This window comes from Sphingomonas zeae (assembly GCF_014197135.1).
GTDB lineage: Bacteria > Pseudomonadota > Alphaproteobacteria > Sphingomonadales > Sphingomonadaceae > Sphingomonas > Sphingomonas zeae.
This window is the reverse complement of sequence record NZ_JACIFA010000005.1, coordinates 76,596-92,749: the sequence shown is the minus strand read 5'-3', so window position 1 is coordinate 92,749 and position 16,154 is coordinate 76,596. Positions and strand designations below refer to the sequence as shown.

The 16,154-nt window shown below is 65.6% G+C and carries 17 protein-coding genes and 1 tRNA gene; 10 read left to right on the top strand and 8 right to left on the bottom strand.

What is annotated here, in order from left to right:
- Positions 1-28: 28 nt before the first annotated feature.
- Positions 29-469: a DMT family transporter gene (locus GGR45_RS09125; protein WP_175311349.1), complete on the top strand. Its 441-nt coding sequence runs from the start codon at positions 29-31 to the stop codon at positions 467-469.
- A gap of 117 nt (positions 470-586) precedes the next feature.
- Here the strand turns inward: GGR45_RS09125 and tyrS are convergent, their stop codons facing one another.
- The 5 genes from tyrS to serS form a co-directional block, all read right to left on the bottom strand.
- Positions 587-1,813, bottom strand: a complete 1,227-nt coding sequence (gene tyrS, locus GGR45_RS09120) for a tyrosine--tRNA ligase (protein ID WP_217497946.1) — start codon at positions 1,811-1,813, stop codon at positions 587-589.
- A 56-nt stretch (positions 1,814-1,869) separates the two neighbouring features.
- Positions 1,870-2,256: a hypothetical protein gene (locus tag GGR45_RS09115; protein WP_183988969.1), complete on the bottom strand. Its 387-nt coding sequence runs from the start codon at positions 2,254-2,256 to the stop codon at positions 1,870-1,872.
- A 98-nt stretch (positions 2,257-2,354) separates the two neighbouring features.
- Complete coding sequence (locus GGR45_RS09110) at positions 2,355-3,527, bottom strand: peptidoglycan DD-metalloendopeptidase family protein (RefSeq protein ID WP_425505867.1); 1,173 nt, start codon at positions 3,525-3,527, stop codon at positions 2,355-2,357.
- Positions 3,528-3,620: 93 nt separating this feature from the next.
- The gene (surE, locus tag GGR45_RS09105) at positions 3,621-4,385 is read right to left on the bottom strand and encodes a 5'/3'-nucleotidase SurE (protein ID WP_175311346.1); all 765 of its coding nucleotides are present in this window, start codon (positions 4,383-4,385) and stop codon (positions 3,621-3,623) included.
- The gene (gene serS / locus GGR45_RS09100; RefSeq protein WP_175311345.1) at positions 4,385-5,662 is read right to left on the bottom strand and encodes a serine--tRNA ligase; all 1,278 of its coding nucleotides are present in this window, start codon (positions 5,660-5,662) and stop codon (positions 4,385-4,387) included. Before serS ends, surE begins: the two co-directional genes overlap by 1 nt.
- An 89-nt stretch (positions 5,663-5,751) precedes the next feature.
- On the opposite strand from serS, the gene GGR45_RS09095 reads away from it, so the two are divergent.
- The 5 genes from GGR45_RS09095 (at position 5,752) to GGR45_RS09070 (ending at position 8,827) form a co-directional block, all read left to right on the top strand.
- On the top strand, positions 5,752-6,267 hold the full coding sequence (locus GGR45_RS09095) for a host attachment family protein (protein ID WP_175311344.1): 516 nt from the start codon (positions 5,752-5,754) through the stop codon (positions 6,265-6,267).
- 57 nt (positions 6,268-6,324) lie between these two features.
- On the top strand, positions 6,325-6,516 hold the full coding sequence (locus GGR45_RS09090; protein WP_175311343.1) for a hypothetical protein: 192 nt from the start codon (positions 6,325-6,327) through the stop codon (positions 6,514-6,516).
- A 57-nt stretch (positions 6,517-6,573) separates the two neighbouring features.
- On the top strand, positions 6,574-7,008 hold the full coding sequence (locus GGR45_RS09085) for a hypothetical protein (RefSeq protein WP_175311342.1): 435 nt from the start codon (positions 6,574-6,576) through the stop codon (positions 7,006-7,008).
- A gap of 755 nt (positions 7,009-7,763) precedes the next feature.
- Positions 7,764-8,225 (top strand): RNA polymerase-binding protein DksA, encoded by a 462-nt coding sequence (gene dksA, locus GGR45_RS09075; RefSeq protein ID WP_175311341.1) that lies wholly within the window; start codon positions 7,764-7,766, stop codon positions 8,223-8,225.
- Positions 8,226-8,461: 236 nt separating this feature from the next.
- The gene (locus GGR45_RS09070) at positions 8,462-8,827 is read left to right on the top strand and encodes a PilZ domain-containing protein (protein ID WP_175311340.1); all 366 of its coding nucleotides are present in this window, start codon (positions 8,462-8,464) and stop codon (positions 8,825-8,827) included.
- Positions 8,828-8,948: 121 nt separating this feature from the next.
- Here GGR45_RS09070 and GGR45_RS09065 read toward each other — a convergent pair whose 3' ends face one another.
- Positions 8,949-9,104, bottom strand: coding sequence for a DUF465 domain-containing protein (locus GGR45_RS09065; protein ID WP_175311339.1), 156 nt, complete (start codon positions 9,102-9,104; stop codon positions 8,949-8,951).
- Positions 9,105-9,310: 206 nt separating this feature from the next.
- Here GGR45_RS09065 and GGR45_RS09060 point away from each other — a divergent pair, with 206 nt between their 5' ends.
- Together GGR45_RS09060 and GGR45_RS09055 are read left to right on the top strand one after the other, a co-directional pair.
- Positions 9,311-9,508, top strand: a complete 198-nt coding sequence (locus GGR45_RS09060; RefSeq protein ID WP_042482878.1) for a YdcH family protein — start codon at positions 9,311-9,313, stop codon at positions 9,506-9,508.
- Positions 9,509-9,581: 73 nt separating this feature from the next.
- Complete coding sequence (locus GGR45_RS09055) at positions 9,582-10,085, top strand: DUF1465 family protein (protein ID WP_175311338.1); 504 nt, start codon at positions 9,582-9,584, stop codon at positions 10,083-10,085.
- A 91-nt stretch (positions 10,086-10,176) separates the two neighbouring features.
- Here GGR45_RS09055 and GGR45_RS09050 read toward each other — a convergent pair whose 3' ends face one another.
- Positions 10,177-11,136 carry an NAD(P)H-dependent flavin oxidoreductase gene (locus tag GGR45_RS09050; RefSeq protein ID WP_175311337.1) on the bottom strand — a complete coding sequence of 320 codons (960 nt, stop codon included), beginning with the start codon at positions 11,134-11,136 and terminating at the stop codon, positions 10,177-10,179.
- A gap of 137 nt (positions 11,137-11,273) precedes the next feature.
- On the opposite strand from GGR45_RS09050, the gene GGR45_RS09045 reads away from it, so the two are divergent.
- Both GGR45_RS09045 and GGR45_RS09040 read left to right on the top strand, forming a co-directional pair.
- Positions 11,274-13,859 (top strand): M1 family metallopeptidase, encoded by a 2,586-nt coding sequence (locus GGR45_RS09045; protein WP_175311336.1) that lies wholly within the window; start codon positions 11,274-11,276, stop codon positions 13,857-13,859.
- 205 nt (positions 13,860-14,064) lie between these two features.
- A complete protein-coding gene (locus GGR45_RS09040; RefSeq protein WP_217497957.1) occupies positions 14,065-15,639 on the top strand; it encodes a S10 family peptidase in 1,575 nt (524 codons plus the stop codon).
- Positions 15,640-16,006: 367 nt separating this feature from the next.
- Here GGR45_RS09040 and GGR45_RS09035 read toward each other — a convergent pair.
- Positions 16,007-16,082: transfer RNA gene (locus GGR45_RS09035), tRNA-Lys, on the bottom strand.
- Positions 16,083-16,154: the final 72 nt, after the last annotated feature.

Below are 16,154 nucleotides of genomic sequence, written 5' to 3'. Positions count from 1 at the left end.
TAACGCTCCCAGCGTTGGGAGCGCCGATATGGCTGCGATCTTTCCGCTCATCCTCGTCCTGATCGCTGGTCTGGGTCTGGCCATCCAGCCGCCGACCAACGCCGCGCTCGCCAAGGCGTCAGGATCGGTGGTACTGGCGGCCCTGACCTCGTTCCTGATCGGGACCATTGTGCTGGCTGTCGCCTGGGCCGCGATCGATCGGACGAGTCCGGCTGCGTTGAAGAGCGCGCCGGGCTGGGCATGGCTCGGCGGGTTTTACGGCGCGGGGTTCGTGGCCGTACTGGCCTATGCCGCGCCGCGCTTGGGGATTTCGGTCGCACTGACGGCCGCGATCGCCAGCCAGCTGGTGGCGGCGTTGATCGTCGATCACTTCGGCCTGTTCGGGGTACGGGTGGAGCCGGTGACGATGGGCAAGGTCGTCGGCGTCGCGCTGGTCATTGCTGGCGCGGTGGTGGTGCGGCGGGGGTGAGGCTGGGGCCTTACCTTCGACGGGGCCGTACCCCGGCCTTCACCGGGGAACAGCCCTTATGGAAAGGGATCAGCCCCAACCTCGGTTCGGCGTGAACGAAGTCCAAGGCCAAGGGACTCACCCCGCCGTCAGCAAGCCGTGGTTCTTCTTCCCCGACGACACCTTCACCGGCTCCCCGGCGACCGCGATGACGGCATTCTCGTCTGACACCTTCTCGCCATCGACTCGCGCGCCGCCGCCCGCGATCAGGCGCCGCGCCTCACCCTTCGACTTGGCGAAGCCCAGCCCGATCAACGCGTCGACGATGGTGATCGAGCCACCTTCCACCGCAAAGCTCGGCAGGGCCGCACCCGCCGCGCCTTCCTCAAAAGTCCGCCGGGCGGTTTCGGAGGCCTCGTCCGCCGCGGCGCGGCCGCGGCACATGGCCGTGGCTTCGTTGGCGAGGATCTTCTTGGCCTCGTTGATCTCGGCGCCTTCCAGCGCCTCCAACCGCGCGATCTCGTCCAGCGGCAGATCGGTGAACAGCCGCAGGAAACGTCCGACATCGCGGTCGTCGGTGTTCCGCCAGAACTGCCAGTAATCGAAATGCGGCAACTGGTCCTCGTGCAGCCAGACCGCGCCCGCCATCGTCTTGCCCATCTTGCCGCCGTCGGCGGTGGTGATGAGCGGGGTCGTCACGCCGAACACCTCGGTCCCGTCCATACGGCGGGCCAGTTCGATGCCGTTGACGATATTACCCCATTGGTCCGACCCGCCCATCTGCAACCGGCAGCCATGACGCTGCGCCAGCTCGCGGAAATCATAGGCCTGGAGGATCATGTAGTTGAATTCGAGGAAGCTGAGCGACTGCTCGCGATCAAGTCGCAGCTTCACGGAGTCGAACGACAGCATCCGGTTGACCGAGAAATGCTGGCCTACCTCGCGGAGGAAGGGGATGTACTCCAGCTTGTCGAGCCAGTCGGCATTGTCGACCATCACCGCGTCGGTCGAACCGTCGCCGAACGTCAGGAAGCGTTCGAAGATACGCTTGATCGAGGCGACATTGGCCTTGATCCCGTCTTCGGCGAGTAGCTTGCGCGCCTCGTCCTTGAAGCTGGGGTCGCCAATCTTGCCCGTCCCGCCGCCCATCAGGACGATCGGCTTGTGCCCGGTCTGCTGCATCCGGCGCAGGAGCATGATCTGCACCAGGCTGCCGACATGCAGTGACGGCGCGGTTGGGTCAAAGCCGATATAGCCGGGCACCACGCCCGATGCAGCCAGCCGGTCGAGCGCGGCCGCATCGGTCATCTGGTGGACGTAACCCCGTTCATCCAGGGTGCGAAGCAGATCGGAGGTGTATGCCATAATCATGGGCCGTTACACCGCCGATCCGCATTCGTCACCCCACAGGCAACGGCGCGTCAGCGGCAGACGGTGCGCCCGTTGCGCTCGACATAATTGCAGGGGCGATAACCCGAGCCGGGGCCGGTATAATTGGTATAGTCGCCCTGCGAACGCGGGTCGACATAGCCGGGGGTGCGGCGCGCCCGGTCATAGGCCCGGTCGACGCGCGCCTGACGCCGTTCGCGCCAGCGGTCGCCGCGCCAGCCGCGATCATCCCGCCAGCCCCGCCGCTCGCCCCGCCAATCGCGCCGGTCATCCCGCCAGTCGCGGCGGTCGCGGTCATGCCGATAGCCGTCGTCGTGCCAGGATTGGGCCTGCGCCGAGGACAGGGGCAGCGCCGTCGTCGTCGCAACGCTCGCCACCGAAAGACCGATCATGGCCAGAGTCTGGAACATCTTTTTCATACGCCAACTCCCAGGGGCAACGGCCCCAAGCTGATTTTCAACCTATGACAGGTCGTGGCGTTCCCATTCCTGAACGGGCCGTTAGGCGATGTTCAGCTTTAGCGGCCGGGCAGCTGGGTGAGCGGATCAACCGGGGTGCGGCCACGGCGGAGTTCGAAATGCAGTTCGGGCCGGTCCGCAAAACCGGTCTGCCCCGAGAGTGCCAGCGTCTGGCCGCGCTTTACGCTCTGGCCGCGCTGGACCATCAGCTTCGAGGCATGGCCGTACACACTGGTCCAGCCATCGCCATGCTTGACGATGACCAGCCCGCCCAGCGCCGCGATGCCGTCGCCGACATAGGCGACGACGCCGTCCGCCGTCGCCTTGATCGGCGTGCCGACGGGCACCGCGACCTTGATCCCGTCATTGCGCTCGCCGCTTGAGCCTGCGCCGAAGCGTTTCACGACACGGCCATCGACCGGCCAGGCAAAGCCCGAGCGCAGCCGGGCGGGCGCCGCGACCACGGCGGTCGGCGGCAGGACGCGGCGCGGCGTCGCGCTGGGCTTGGCGGGTTCCTGGTTGCTGGCGAGCGCGGGCTCGCCGCCGGTCAGGATGTCATCGACGTCGAGCGTGAAGGCGGCGGCGCGCTCGGCGGCGGTGCTGAGCGGCGTGGCGCCAGCGGCGGTGCCGGGGATCAGGATGCGCTGCCCGGCGCGCAGGACATAGGGCTCGCTAAGCGCATTGACCTCGACGATACGCGACCAGGCGACGCCATAGGCACGCGCGATGGCGATGCCGCTCTCGCCCGAGCGGACCAGGTGATAGCGGCCGCCGGGAATGGTCAGGCGCTGGCCCGCCCGGATCAGGAAGGGCGGGGTCAGCGCATTGGCGCGTGCGATCGCCTCCGAACCGGCGCCGGTGCGATCCGCCACGCCGCGCAGCGTGTCGCCTGGCTTCACGATATAGATGCTGTCCGTGATCTCGCGCGCATCGGGCGTGACGGGCCGAACTTCCCAGGAGGGGCGCGGCGCGGGCAGCGAGGACACGGGCGCGGTCGGCATGGCCGCCGGCACCGGCCGCTGGGCTATGGTCGGGGTCGTCGGCGCGCGCTCAGGGTTTCGCGCAGCGCCAATGGGCACCGATCGACGGATTGCTGGGCGCGACGTGCTACTGCGCGGCGCTGGCGTTGCGGGAGCGGGCCGCAAGACCGGGGCGGGCTGCTGCGGCGTGGACGAGACGGGGGCAACAGGCGGCGGCGCGACCGGCTCGGCAGCGCGCATCGGGGGCTCCATATTGGGGATGCACCCGGACAGGAGCAGGCCTGCGCCGATAATGCGCCCGATGGCGTCCGACTTGCGTTTCAACCCCGTGTCCCCCCAGACCGTTCAGCGATAAGCTTTATGCAGCATAGCCAGCGATGCCTCATGTGTCAGGTCGAGATGCAGCGGCGTCACGGCGATGCAGTCCTCGGCCACCGCGTCGAGATCGCTGTCCTCGCCCGGCCGGTGCGGCAGGCGACCTAGCGCAAGCCAGTAATAGTCATAGCCGCGCGGATCGTTGCGCCGCTCGAACCGCGCCCGGCCATAGTCGCGCAGACCCTGGCGCGCGACGCGGATGTCCTTCACCGCTTCTGGCTCGACCGGCGGGAAGTTGACATTGACCAATGTGCGCGGCGCGAAGTCCAGATCGAGCAACGGGCGCAATACCCGCTCGCCCCAGGCCTCGGCCGTTGCGAAGGAAACACGGTCGCCCACGCCATGGGCCGGATAGCGCTGGCTGAGCGCGATCGAGCGGATGCCCGCCAGTGCGCCCTCCATTGCCGCCGAGACTGTGCCGGAATAGAACACATCCTCGCCGAGATTGGCGCCGCGATTGACGCCGGACAGGATCAGGTCGGGCTTGTGGTCCGCCATCACCTCGCCCAGCGCCATCAGCACCGAATCGGTCGGCGTACCCGTTACCGCGAAACGCCGCTCGCCAAATTGCCGCAGCCGCATCGGCCGGGTCAGGGTCAGCGAGCGGCTGGTCCCCGACTGGTCCTCGGCGGGCGCGACGATCCAGACATCGTCGGACAGCGTCGCCGCGATCCGCTCCAGCGCGGCGAGCCCGGGCGCATGATAGCCGTCGTCATTGGTGAGGAGGATGCGCATCAGCGCGGCTCCAGCACCGCCTGTCCGCCCAGATAGGGCCGCAGCAACTTGGGCACGACGACCGAGCCGTCGGCCTGCTGGTAATTCTCGATGACCGCGACCAGCGTGCGCCCGACCGCCAGCCCCGAGCCGTTGAGCGTATGGACGAAGCGCGTCCCCTTGCCCTCGGCCGGGCGATAACGCGCCATCATCCGCCGCGCCTGGAAATCGGTGCAGGTCGAGCAGGACGAAATCTCGCGATAGCGCGCCTGTCCGGGCAGCCAGACTTCCAGATCATAGGTACGCGCAGCTGAGAAGCCCATGTCGCCGGTGCACAGCAGCATCCGGCGATAGGGCAGGCCCAGCGCCTCCAGCACACCCTCGGCGCAGGCGGTCATCCGCTCATGCTCGGCATCCGACTGGTCCGGGGTGGTGATCGACACCATCTCGACCTTGTCGAACTGATGCTGGCGGATCAGGCCGCGCGTGTCGCGGCCCGCCGCGCCCGCTTCCGAGCGGAAACAAGGGGTGAGGGCGGTGAAGCGCAGCGGCAACTCCGCCTCGCTCAAAATCGCCTCGCGCACGATATTGGTCAGCGACACCTCGGCGGTCGGGATCAGCCAGCGCCCGTCGGTGGTGCGGAACAGGTCCTCGGCGAATTTGGGCAACTGACCGGTGCCGAACGCCACCTCGTCGCGGACCAGCAGCGGCGGCTGGACCAGTTCGAAGCCATTCTGTTCGGTCATGCGGTCGAGCATGAACTGCCCAAGCGCGCGCGATAGTCGAGCCATGGAGCCACGCAACAGCGTGAACCGCGTACCGGCCAGCGCGACACCGGTTTCGAAATCCATGCCGAGTGCGGGCGCGATTACGTCATGTTCGCGCGCCTCGAAGGCGAGTTGGGTCGGCTCGCCCTTCTGGTGGACCAGCATGTTGTCATTCTCATCCGCACCCTGCGGCACATCGGCGGCGGGCAGGTTGGGGATGGCGGCGAGCGCGGTGTTCAGTTCGACCTCGATCGCACGCTCCTGTTCCTCCAGCTCGGGCAGCTTGGCCTTGAGCGCGGCCACCTCGTCCATCAACTCCCGCGCGCGTGCTTCGTCCTTGGCCGCCTTCGCCTGGCCGATCTGCTTGGACAGGTCGTTGCGGCGGGTCTGCGCCTCCTGCGCCTCGGCGATGATCGCGCGGCGGCGCTCGTCGATCGCGATCAGCGTATCGGCCTGGGGGGCCGCGCCCCGCTTGGCGAGGGCGGCATCGAAGGCGGCGGGATCGTCCCGGATCAGGCGAATGTCGTGCATGGGCGAGAGGCTATGGCCTTCGCTCCGTCGTCACGCAACCCGTGGCGAAGCCCTTGCGTTACCCCTTTGCACAGACAAGGAGAAACGCGATGCAGGTGCCGCATAACAGTTTCGTGCTGGTCGTCGATGGCCGCAAGAGCCTGTTCTTCCGCAATGAAGGGGATGCCGAATATCCCAATCTGGTCGTCGAACATGCTGTCGAGCATCCCAACCCGGCGGACCGCGACCAGAAGACGGACAGCGCGGGCGCTGCCTCATCCACCCAGAGCGGCGCGGGTGCACCTCCCATCGCACAGGGCGGATCGAATCAGGCTGGCGGCGGCGGCCAGGGTGCCCAGTTCGCGGCGTCGCGGGGATCGATGGGCGAAACCGATTATCACCAGCAGGAAGAAGACCGCTTCGCGGCCGAAACCGCCGAGATGCTCAAGCGCCGCGCGCTGGCCAACGAGTTTGAGTCGCTGATCGTGGTCGCTCCGCCCAAGACTTTGGGGGAGCTGCGCAAACATTATCACAAGGCCGTCGAGGATCGGCTGGTCGGCGAACTGGCCAAGGATCTGACAGGGCATCCGGTGCCTGAGATCGAGGCCGCGTTGCAAAAGGCCTGAGGCCCTTCACCGGCGGCGACGGGTCAGGCCGTTTTCGGCCTGGCCAGTCGCCGCCGAATGACCAGGGCGGCAGCCGCGCTGCCGAACAGAAGAACCATCGGCGGGGCGGGCACCGGCGTCGGGGGCGGCGTGTCGCCACCCGACGAAGAGGCGCTGCTCGCCGATGATGCGGACGAGGCGCTCGACGCCGACGATGCGCTGGACGCCGACGAGCCATTGGACGACCAGCCGCTGCTGCTCGACGCATAGCCGCTCGACGACGCCGAGGAGGCCGACGACGCGCTGGACGCACTCGACGAACTGACATTGCCTGACGATGCGCTGGTCGACGAAATGTTACCCGATGAGGTGGAAGACCCCCCGGTGGAGGACGTCGACGACACGTTACCCGAGGAAGTCGAAGAGCCGCCGGTGGACGATGTCGACGAGACATTACCCGAGGAGGTTGACGAGCCGCCGGTCGAGGAGGTGCTCGATACATTGCCCGAGGACGACGTGCTCGACACATTGCCGCTGGACGAGGTGCTGCTGACCCCGCCGGTCGAGGTCGAGGAACCGCCCGAGCCGCCCGAACCTCCCGAAGCGGACGAGGTGGAGGTCGACCCGCCGCTGCTGGTCGATGAGATCACGATGCTGCCGCTCGATCCGCCGCCCCCGCCGAAGCCGAAGCCGCCGCCAAAGCCACCACCCCAACCACCGCCAAGGCCGCCGCCCCAGCCGCCGATCACGGCGGGTGCATAGCCGCCGCCCGACGCCATGGAAGGCGCGCTGGCGGGCAGGGGGATCGGAACCGGCGGATCCTGGGTCGTGACGGTGACGATGGTGGGGGGAGGCGTCGTGGTGGTCGTCGTCGTGGTGCGTTTGACGATCCGCCGCTTTGGCGGAGGACGGTGATGGACGATGCGCTTCTTGACCTTGGTCTGCTTGACCAGGGCCGGACGCTCGGCGCGGTCGACCATGTGCACCGCCCCGCCGCCGATCACCGCACCCCCTGCGGCACATGCCGTCAGCTTTGCCAAGGCCATTCGCACAGACATCGTCACATCCTCAAACGGTCGGAACCCAAAACGCTATGGAGTCCGGACCAAGGCTCGAGCCGGGTGATGGTTCCGGCAACGCCGCCCAGCCGCCGATTGATGGCAGCATGGACGTTTCTGTCATCACAGTGACCAACAAAGCCTTAAGGTCAAACCAAAACTCGCCGTCCGCGTCTAGCTTTGGGATTCACGGAGCCGGGACGGCTTGCTTTCGGGCGTCACCGACGGGTTTGCGACGGGCAGTAATTCGACGATCGGGTGTGGAAATTGGCTATCGAGGCGCCAATTCGTCCATATCCAGTTAACATCGCAACTTTATTATAGAAATTGGCAATACGATGAAACGCCGGTCGCTTGCGGCAAACAGTGGCACCGATTATAGGCGCTCTCGACCATCAGGGGGCGGCCCCGAGGACACGGTGCCGAACCTCGCACCGACGGGCCCTTTGGGAGAGTGGTATGGCGACGGTGTTTAATCGCGTGACGGAATCCACTGGGCCGGATGCGGCCAACGATATCGATGAGAATTATCGTCCTTCACCGGACGAGCCTTTCATGAACCTGAAGCAGCAGGCCTATTTCCGCCGCAAGCTGATCGAGTGGAAGGAGGCGATCCAGCGTGAAGCGCAGGGCACGCTGTCCCAGCTTCAGGTCGACTCGCTGCGCGAACCCGACCTGACCGATCGCGCTTCGAGCGAGACCGACTGGTCAATCGAACTTCGGACCCGCGATCGCCAACGCAAGCTGATCTCCAAGATTGACGCGGCGCTGCGCCGGATCGAGGAAGGCGAATATGGCTATTGCGAGGTTACCGGCGAACCGATCAGCCTTGGTCGGCTGGAAGCGCGCCCCATCGCGACGATGACGGTCGAGGCGCAGGAACGACATGAGCGCAATGAAAAGGTTTCGCGCGACGACTGATGATATAGGCCCGGTCGCTGGTTGCACTGAACGTCATTGCCTCCGGCCGGGGGCAATCGGCCGGGTATCCGTTCGAACGCGCAAGGCTTGCCCCATTTGCTAACAGGTGGGCGGATCCCGCTGCCATAAATTGATTGGCAACGCGGTCGGGCGTATCGCATGATCGCGCTGAGAAATGACGGGCGCAGGACGTCGTAATCGATGCGACGAACTGCGTACCCGCGAATGGATCTGAAATGGCCGAAGACGAAGTGGAACGCAGCGACCGGACTGGACGGCGCGACAGCCTTTTGCTGATGGCGCATATGACCCTGGGCGGCGAAGTCGCGCCCCGCGAGGTGCGTGTCCGCAACATTTCCGAAGGCGGGTTGATGGCCGAACTGCCTGTTTCGGTAGAGATCGGAACGCCCGTTTCGCTAGACCTGCGCGGGATCGGGCTGATTTCCGGGCGGATCGCCTGGTGTACCCAAGGGCGGGTTGGCGTGGCTTTCGACCGCCAGATCGATCCGACGCTGGTTCGCAAGCCGGTCGGCGGCGGTACCTCTACGCCGGAATATGCCAAGCCTGTCACAGGCCTGAAAACGCGGCCGTTCCACCACTGACCCGATAAGGGCGTAGGGGATTGCAGCGACCCAAAGTTCTGATTCCTGCCGCTTGATATGGGGCATGTGCCCCGTGACAAAGGCCGCGGCGGGTCGAGGGACCCGCGCGGCCGCGTCAAGGCTATAGGCCTTGCATCTCTTCCTTCAGTTTGAGCTTCTGCTTTTTCAAATCCGCAAGGATCAGCGCGTCGGGCACGGGGCGCTGCGATTCGGCACTGATTCGCCGATCGAGCGTGGCGTGCTTGGTCTCCAGGGCCGTTTGATGCGCCGTATGCATGGGCTTCAACCTCCTGTCGTTGCATTGGGGGAGTGATTAAAACACCAAAATCACGGTCTGTCCTCATCCATTTTTCCCGGAATCGACCGGATGAGCCATTTGGCGCGATGACGTGTTGCCACCCCTCGCCGCGCGCGTCCCGGCTTGCTACAGGGGCGGGGGCGGCGCCGGGCTTTCTCCGCGCCGGTCCGCTGAAGGGGAGCAGGATGGACGTCACGCTGGCACGCGCGCGGATCGACATGTTGCGAACGGAGCATCGCGACCTGGACGACGCGATCGCCGCGCTGTTGCAGTCCTCGACCCCCGATCAGTTGCAGATCGCGCGACTCAAAAAGCGTAAATTGCGTCTTCGCGACGAGCTTGCCGAACTGGAAGACCGGCTAATTCCCGACATCATTGCCTGACCGCTTCGTATCGGGACAGGCGGCATGACGCGCCGTCTTGCTCCTTGCGTGGATGACATGCCAGCCATCATCCATGGCCCATGTAGCGCTCGAATCCCCGTTTCACGCCAAGCTGACCGACAGCCTTTATGCCGAGGCCATGGCTCTGGCCGAGGCGGCGCGGGGCTATTTCGATGGGATCGGCCGGGACGAGCGCGATGCGCTGGGGCCGGTCGTGCGGGTCGTCTTTTCCTGCGAGTCGCTGAAGGTTACGACCCGACTGATGCACGTGATCGCCTGGGTCCTGACCCAGCGCGCAGTCGAGGCGGGGGAGATGGATTGGACCGAGGCGCGCGAGCCGGTGCGGCGGCTCGGTTCTTCGCCCGACACCGAAGAAGCCCAACTCGCCACGCTGCCCGTACAGGCGCAGAGGCTGACCCGGGCGAGCCTGGACCTGCATCGCCGGGTCGAGCGGCTCGACGCGCTGGCCGACATGCTCCCGCCCGCGACCAGCCCCGTGCAGGCGTTGCAGGCGCGGTTGGGGCGGGCTTTCTGGGGGGCGAAAAATGGCCCCCCTATGGGGCAGGGTTTGGCTTAACCCCGCAAAGGATGCGCCGGTCGCGCTCACCCGCGGGGCGCAGCGTCTTGGCCCAAGGCATGGCCCTGACACCTGCCTTTGCAGCAAAGGCTTAAGCGGAAAGCGACAGCCTTTGACGTGCCTTGTCATATTGCCGCCTCAGGGTCGCGATCCGTTCGGCGGCGGGGACGATTTGGTCGATGGCGCCGATGCCTTGTCCCGCGCCCCAGATGTCCCGCCAGGCCTTGGCCGCCTGACCGCTGCCGAAGTTCATCTTCGTCACGTCACCTTCGGGCAGGCGATCGGGGTCCAGCCCCGCCGCCACGATCGAGGCGCGCAGATAATTGCCATGCACGCCGGTGAACAGACTGGAATAGATGATGTCGCTGGCCCCGCCATCGACCACTGCCTGCTTATAGGCTTGCGCCGCATTGGCCTCGAGCGTGGCGATGAAGGGAGAGCCGATATAGGCGAAGTCCGCTCCCATGGCCTGTGCCGCCAGGATCGCATCGCCCGTCGCGATCGCGCCGGCCAGCGCCAGTGGCCCGTCGAACCAGGCGCGAATTTCCTGTACCAGCGCGAAGGGCGACAGCCGCCCTGCATGACCGCCGGCGCCCGTCGCAACCGCGATCAATCCGTCCGCGCCCTTTTTGACCGCCTTCCGCGCGAAACGGTCGTCGATCACGTCATGCAACGTGATCCCGCCCCAGCGATGGACGCCCGCATTCACATCCTCGCGCGCGCCCAGCGAGGTGATGACGATCGGCACCTTCCACTTGGCACAGACCGTCAGATCCGCCTCGAGCCGGTCATTGGAGCGATGGACGATCTGGTTGACCGCAAAGGGCGCGGCCGGGCGATCGGGATGCGCCCGGTCGTGCGCCGCCAGTTCCTCGGTGATCCGGTGCAGCCATTCGTCGAGCAGGCTGGCGGGTCGCGCGTTCAGCGCCGGGAAGGATCCCACGATCCCCGCCTTGCACTGGGCGATGACGAGGTCGGGATTGGAGATGATGAACAGCGGCGACCCGATGACGGGCAAGCTCAGGCGACTCAGGGCAGGGGGCAGGCTCATGGCTTGACGATAACGTAAAGGTAAAGCCTGTCCAGCACCCGAAAGGCCCGTGCAACATTATTACATGACCGTCATTTGCTTTGCGCCGCACAGGGCTTAGAGATTTGTGCATTCCCTGTTGAAAGGCCCTGATTGCGATGAAGTCCGCCCTTTCGGTCCTGTTGGCCCTGACTGTTTCCACTCCGGCGCTGGCGGCGGGCCAGTTGCCTCAGACCGTCGCGCCGGTCCTTTACGACATCACCGTACGCCCGGACGCGAAGGCCTTGACCTTCTCGGGCGAGGAAACGGTCGATGTCGATGTGAAACAGGCGACCGCGACGATCGTGCTGAACGCCGCCGAGCTGACCGTCACGCGCGCGACCTTCGACGGAAAGCCGGTGCCTTTCGTGGCTGATAAGACTGCGCAGACCCTGACGCTGACCCTGCCGCAGGCAGCGAGCGTCGGGCGGCACAAGGTCGGTTTCGCCTGGACCGGCACGATCAACCGTTCGGCCAATGGCCTGTTCGCGATCGACTATACCAATGCGGACGGCTCGGCCGACCGGATGCTGGCGACCCAGTTCGAGGCCCCCGACGCGCGCCGCTTCGCGCCGATGTGGGATGAACCTGCCTTCAAGGCCAAGTTCCGCCTGACCGCGACCGCGCCCAAAGGCCAGCGCGCGATCAGCAACATGCCCGCCGAGGCGGTCACGACCCAGGCCGATGGCAGCCAGCTCTATCGCTTCGGCGAAACCCCCGTCATGTCCAGCTATCTGCTGTTCCTCGGCTCGGGCAATCTGGATCGCAAGACGGTGGACGCAAACGGGGTCCAGATCGGCGTGGTCAGCCGCAAGGGCGTGGTCGACCAGGGCGACTATGCGCTGGGCGCGGCGACCAAGCTGCTGAGCTATTATAACGACTATTTCGGCACGCCTTATCCGCTGCCCAAGATGGACATGATCGCGGGGCCGGGCTCCAGCCAATTCTTTGGCGCGATGGAGAATTGGGGCGCGATCTTCTATTTCGAGAACGAGCTGCTTTTCAATCCGCAGGTCATGTCGGAGAGCAACCGCCAGCGCATCCACACGGTCGTCGCGCATGAAATGGCCCACCAGTGGTTCGGCGACCTCGTCACGCCGCGCTGGTGGGACGACCTCTGGCTGAACGAGGGCTTCGCCTCGTGGATGGAGGGCAAGGCCAGCAACGACCTGAACCCCAGCTGGGAAGCGGCGGCCGCCAGCGTCGCGGGTGAGCGCGAATCGGCGATGGGCATCGACGCGACCAGCGCCACCCACCCGATCATCCGCAAGGTCGAGACGGTCGATCAGATCGGCGAGGCGTTCGACGGCATCACCTACCTGAAGGGGCAGGCGGTCATCGGAATGCTCGAATCGACGCTGGGTGCCGATACGTTCCGCAAGGGCATCCGCGCCTATATGGCGAAGTATAAATATCAGAACACCGTGACAGACCAGCTTTGGGAAGAGCTGTCCAAGGCGTCGGGCACCAATGTCGCGACGATCGCGCACGACTTCACCCTGCAGGGCGGCGTTCCGCTCATCACGGTGCAGGGCGCGCGGTGTGAGGGCGGAAAGACGGTCGCGACGCTGACCCAGGGCCGCTTCGGACTGGATGAAGCGTCGAAGGCTCCGCAGACCTGGCATGTGCCGATCCGCGTCGCGACGATCGGCGGGGCCGAGACGACGGCGATCGTCACCGGTGCGACGCCTGCTCCGGTAACGGTGGGCGGCTGCGGCACGCTGGTCCTTAACCAGGGCAAGGGCTCCTATACCCGCGTCATGTATGACGAGGCGGGCCATGCCGCGATCGTGCGCGACTATGCCAAGCTGGCGCTGAACGACCGGCTGGGGACGCTGGGCGATGACTATGCGCTGGCGGCGGGCGGCTATCAGAATTTGAGCCGGTGGTTCGAGCTGATGGCGCAGGTCCATCCCGAGGCTGATCCGCTGGAATGGGAAACCGTTGCGGGGGAGCTGGCACGGCTGAATGGGCTTTATGAGGGTACGCCGCTCGAAAAGCCGCTGCGCGCGCGGACGGCGGCGATCCTGTCGCCGGTGCTGGCGCGGATCGGGTTCGAGCCCAAGCCCGAGGACGGCGCGCTCGTCTCCAACCTGCGTGAGACGCTGATCGGGCAACTGGGCACCAGCGGCGATGCGATGGTCGCGGCGCGTGCGCGTGGCTATGTCTCTGCGCTGGCGAAAAACCCGAACGCCATTCCGGGTGCCATCCGCCAGCCTATCCTGGCGACCTATGCCAAGCAGGCGACGTCCGCCGAGTGGGACCGCCTGTACGAGCTGGCCAAGGCCGAGCGCAATCCGGTGGTGAAGAACCGCTATGTCTCGCTGCTCGGTTATGCCGAGGACGAGAATGCCGCGCACCGGGCGTTGAGCGTGTTGAAGGACAACACCTTCACTCCGCCGCAGCGCGCGTCGCTGCTCCGCTCGATCGCGGGTGCGCATCCCGACATGGCGTTCGACTGGGCGGTGGCGAACAAGCCGCTGGTCGACAGCTTCCTGGAGGAAAGCAACCGCGCGACCTTCATCGTCGGGCTGGGCGCAGGATCGAACGATCCCGCCATGCCCGGCAAGATCGAGGCCTGGGCCAACGCCAATCTGCCCGAGGGCTCGCGCGGCGGCGCCAAGCGGTCGATCTCGCAGATTGCGGTGCGCAAGGCGGTGGCCGATCGGCTGAAGCCTGCTGTCCAGACCTGGCTGGCGCGCTGACGGTTCGGACTTCGCCCCCTCCGCCACCCCCTCTCCATTGGAGATGGGGGGGCATTGCGCCAGCAATGGTGGAGGGGCTAGGCCGCGCTCTATCGAACCGCTTGCCTTCGCATGAAAAACGCGGGAACCATGATGGCTCCGTCACCCATTTCGTGAGCCCTTCGTGATCCGCAACAGCCTCGCTCTCCTCCTCGCCGCCACCGCCATGACCGCGCCGCTCGCCGCGCAGGAGGAAGGGGAGAAAAAGGCTCCGCATCACGAAGCCGCCAAGGCCGAGGCGGAGGCCGCCTGGGCGCGCGCGCCGCTGGAAGAGACAGAAGTCCGCCACCGCGACAGCGTGACGATCAATGGCCGCGCCTATCCCTATGTCGCGTCAGCCGGCACGCTGACCGTGCGCGACATCGAGGGTAAGCCGACCGCCTCGATGTTCTACACGGCCTATACGCTCGACGAGACCAAGCCCGGCACCAAGCGGCCGGTGACGTTCCTCTATAATGGCGGGCCGGGATCACCCTCCTTCTGGCTGCGTATGGGCTCGTTTGCGCCGATCCGTATCCGCACAACAAGCCCCGAGTTTGTTCGCCCTGCGCCTTATGATGTCGGGCCGAACCCGGACTCGCTGCTCGACAAGACCGACCTCGTATTCCTCGATGCGATCGGAACCGGCTATTCGCGGCCGCTGGGTGACATGAAGCCTGCGCAATTTTACGGCGTGGACGAGGATGTCGATGTCTTTTCGGGGGCGATCCAGCGCTACGTCACCAAATATGGCCGCTGGATGAGCCCGAAATTCCTGCTTGGCGAAAGCTATGGCACGCTGCGCTCGGGCGCGCTGGCCTATCAGTTGCAGGAGCGGGGCATGGCGCTGAACGGCGTCGTGCTGCTCAGCTCGATCATGAATTACGGCTATCGCCAGCCGGGGTTGGATCAGGTCTATCTGAATTACCTGCCCAGCTATGCCGCGACCGCCTGGTATCACAACCGCCTGACCGACCGCCCCGCCGATGTCGCGACGGTGGTGGCGCAGGCACGGGCGTTCGCCGTCGGCCCGTATATGTCGGCGCTGGCCAAGGGGCAGAGCATCTCGCCCCAGGAGCGCGATCAGATCGCCGACCAGATGAGCCGCCTGATCGGTCTGTCGCCCGACTTCATCAAACGCGCCAATCTGCGCATCGACCTGCCGCGTTTCCAAAAGGAACTGCTGCGCGGGCAGGCGCGGACGGTGGGTCGTTTCGATTCGCGCTATCTGGGTATCGACACCGACGCCGCCGGCGAACGGCCCGAGACGGATGCGTCGTCCGACGCGATTTCGGGGGCCTACATCGCGTCCTTCCAGGACTATCTGCAATCGACGCTCGGCTATAAGACGGAACTGCCCTATCGCTTGTCGGCGCGCGATGCGGCGGGATGGACCTGGAACTGGAAGCACAAGGCGCCCGATGGGTCGCAGAACAACCCCAACACCGCGATCGACCTAGGCGCCGCGATGCGGGCCAATCCATATCTCAAAGTGCTGTCGATGAACGGCTATTACGACATGGCGACGCCGTTCTTCGGCACCGAGAACGACCTGGGTCACATGATGCTGGAACCCGCGCAGCAGGCGAATTTGCGCTTCACTTACTATCCGGCCGGACACATGACCTACCTCAACCCCGAGGCGTTGCGAAGCATGAAGGCCGACCTGTCGCGCTGGTATGACGAAGCGGTGAGCGATGCGAAGTCGTCAACCCCGCCGGTGCCGCCTTCGGGGCAGGGGGCCAGCCGAACCAACGGATAGTCGAGCTTTTACTGATGGCCGGTGCCCTCCTTCAGGATCACGTGGAGGAGGGCATCGCCAGCATATTGGCCTTTCGGCAAGGGCCAATATCGGGATTCGAGGTTCCTCCCGGCGGAAGATGGTTCTGCCATCTCCATTCCCTTTTCTCGAGACACCCGGGGGCGATGTCGGCGTCTGTCCGACGCATAGGTCGCCCCATGGATTTTCGTGATTTTCGGCTGGGGGGGAGCAATGCACAGGCTGTTGCAGCTTTTGTGCTGCCAAAGCGCGCTTATTCTCAAAAGCAGCTATGCGTCCCGATCAGCTGCCCAAACGACACCATTGACCGAAAAGTTGGCTATATAGGAATAAGCGATATGCGAAGAAATGGTGGACGCACTTGGGCTCGAACCAAGGACCCGCTGATTAAGAGTCAGCTGCTCTACCAACTGAGCTATGCGTCCATTGCCGGTCTGCGGCAAGGCGGGGAAGCGGTGTCCCCGGCTGGTGGCGCGCTGTTAGCCGAGCATGTCCGA

What these genes read in the sequence shown, in the direction of transcription:
- surE (WP_175311346.1), bottom strand. Translation starts at nt 4,385, where the DNA reads ATGCGCATCCTCCTCACCAATGACGACGGCTATCATGCGCCCGGGCTC.
- tyrS (WP_217497946.1), bottom strand. Translation starts at nt 1,813, where the DNA reads ATGGCATACACCTCCGATCTGCTTCGCACCCTGGATGAACGGGGTTAC.
- GGR45_RS09095 (WP_175311344.1), top strand. Translation starts at nt 5,752, where the DNA reads ATGCAGGTGCCGCATAACAGTTTCGTGCTGGTCGTCGATGGCCGCAAG.
- GGR45_RS09055 (WP_175311338.1), top strand. Translation starts at nt 9,582, where the DNA reads ATGGCCCATGTAGCGCTCGAATCCCCGTTTCACGCCAAGCTGACCGAC.
- GGR45_RS09040 (WP_217497957.1), top strand. Translation starts at nt 14,065, where the DNA reads ATGACCGCGCCGCTCGCCGCGCAGGAGGAAGGGGAGAAAAAGGCTCCG.
- dksA (WP_175311341.1), top strand. Translation starts at nt 7,764, where the DNA reads ATGGCGACGGTGTTTAATCGCGTGACGGAATCCACTGGGCCGGATGCG.
- GGR45_RS09070 (WP_175311340.1), top strand. Translation starts at nt 8,462, where the DNA reads ATGGCCGAAGACGAAGTGGAACGCAGCGACCGGACTGGACGGCGCGAC.
- GGR45_RS09065 (WP_175311339.1), bottom strand. Translation starts at nt 9,104, where the DNA reads ATGCATACGGCGCATCAAACGGCCCTGGAGACCAAGCACGCCACGCTC.
- GGR45_RS09045 (WP_175311336.1), top strand. Translation starts at nt 11,274, where the DNA reads ATGAAGTCCGCCCTTTCGGTCCTGTTGGCCCTGACTGTTTCCACTCCG.
- serS (WP_175311345.1), bottom strand. Translation starts at nt 5,662, where the DNA reads ATGCACGACATTCGCCTGATCCGGGACGATCCCGCCGCCTTCGATGCC.
- GGR45_RS09110 (WP_425505867.1), bottom strand. Translation starts at nt 3,527, where the DNA reads ATGGAGCCCCCGATGCGCGCTGCCGAGCCGGTCGCGCCGCCGCCTGTT.
- GGR45_RS09115 (WP_183988969.1), bottom strand. Translation starts at nt 2,256, where the DNA reads ATGAAAAAGATGTTCCAGACTCTGGCCATGATCGGTCTTTCGGTGGCG.
- GGR45_RS09125 (WP_175311349.1), top strand. Translation starts at nt 29, where the DNA reads ATGGCTGCGATCTTTCCGCTCATCCTCGTCCTGATCGCTGGTCTGGGT.
- GGR45_RS09090 (WP_175311343.1), top strand. Translation starts at nt 6,325, where the DNA reads ATGACCAGGGCGGCAGCCGCGCTGCCGAACAGAAGAACCATCGGCGGG.
- GGR45_RS09060 (WP_042482878.1), top strand. Translation starts at nt 9,311, where the DNA reads ATGGACGTCACGCTGGCACGCGCGCGGATCGACATGTTGCGAACGGAG.
- GGR45_RS09050 (WP_175311337.1), bottom strand. Translation starts at nt 11,136, where the DNA reads ATGAGCCTGCCCCCTGCCCTGAGTCGCCTGAGCTTGCCCGTCATCGGG.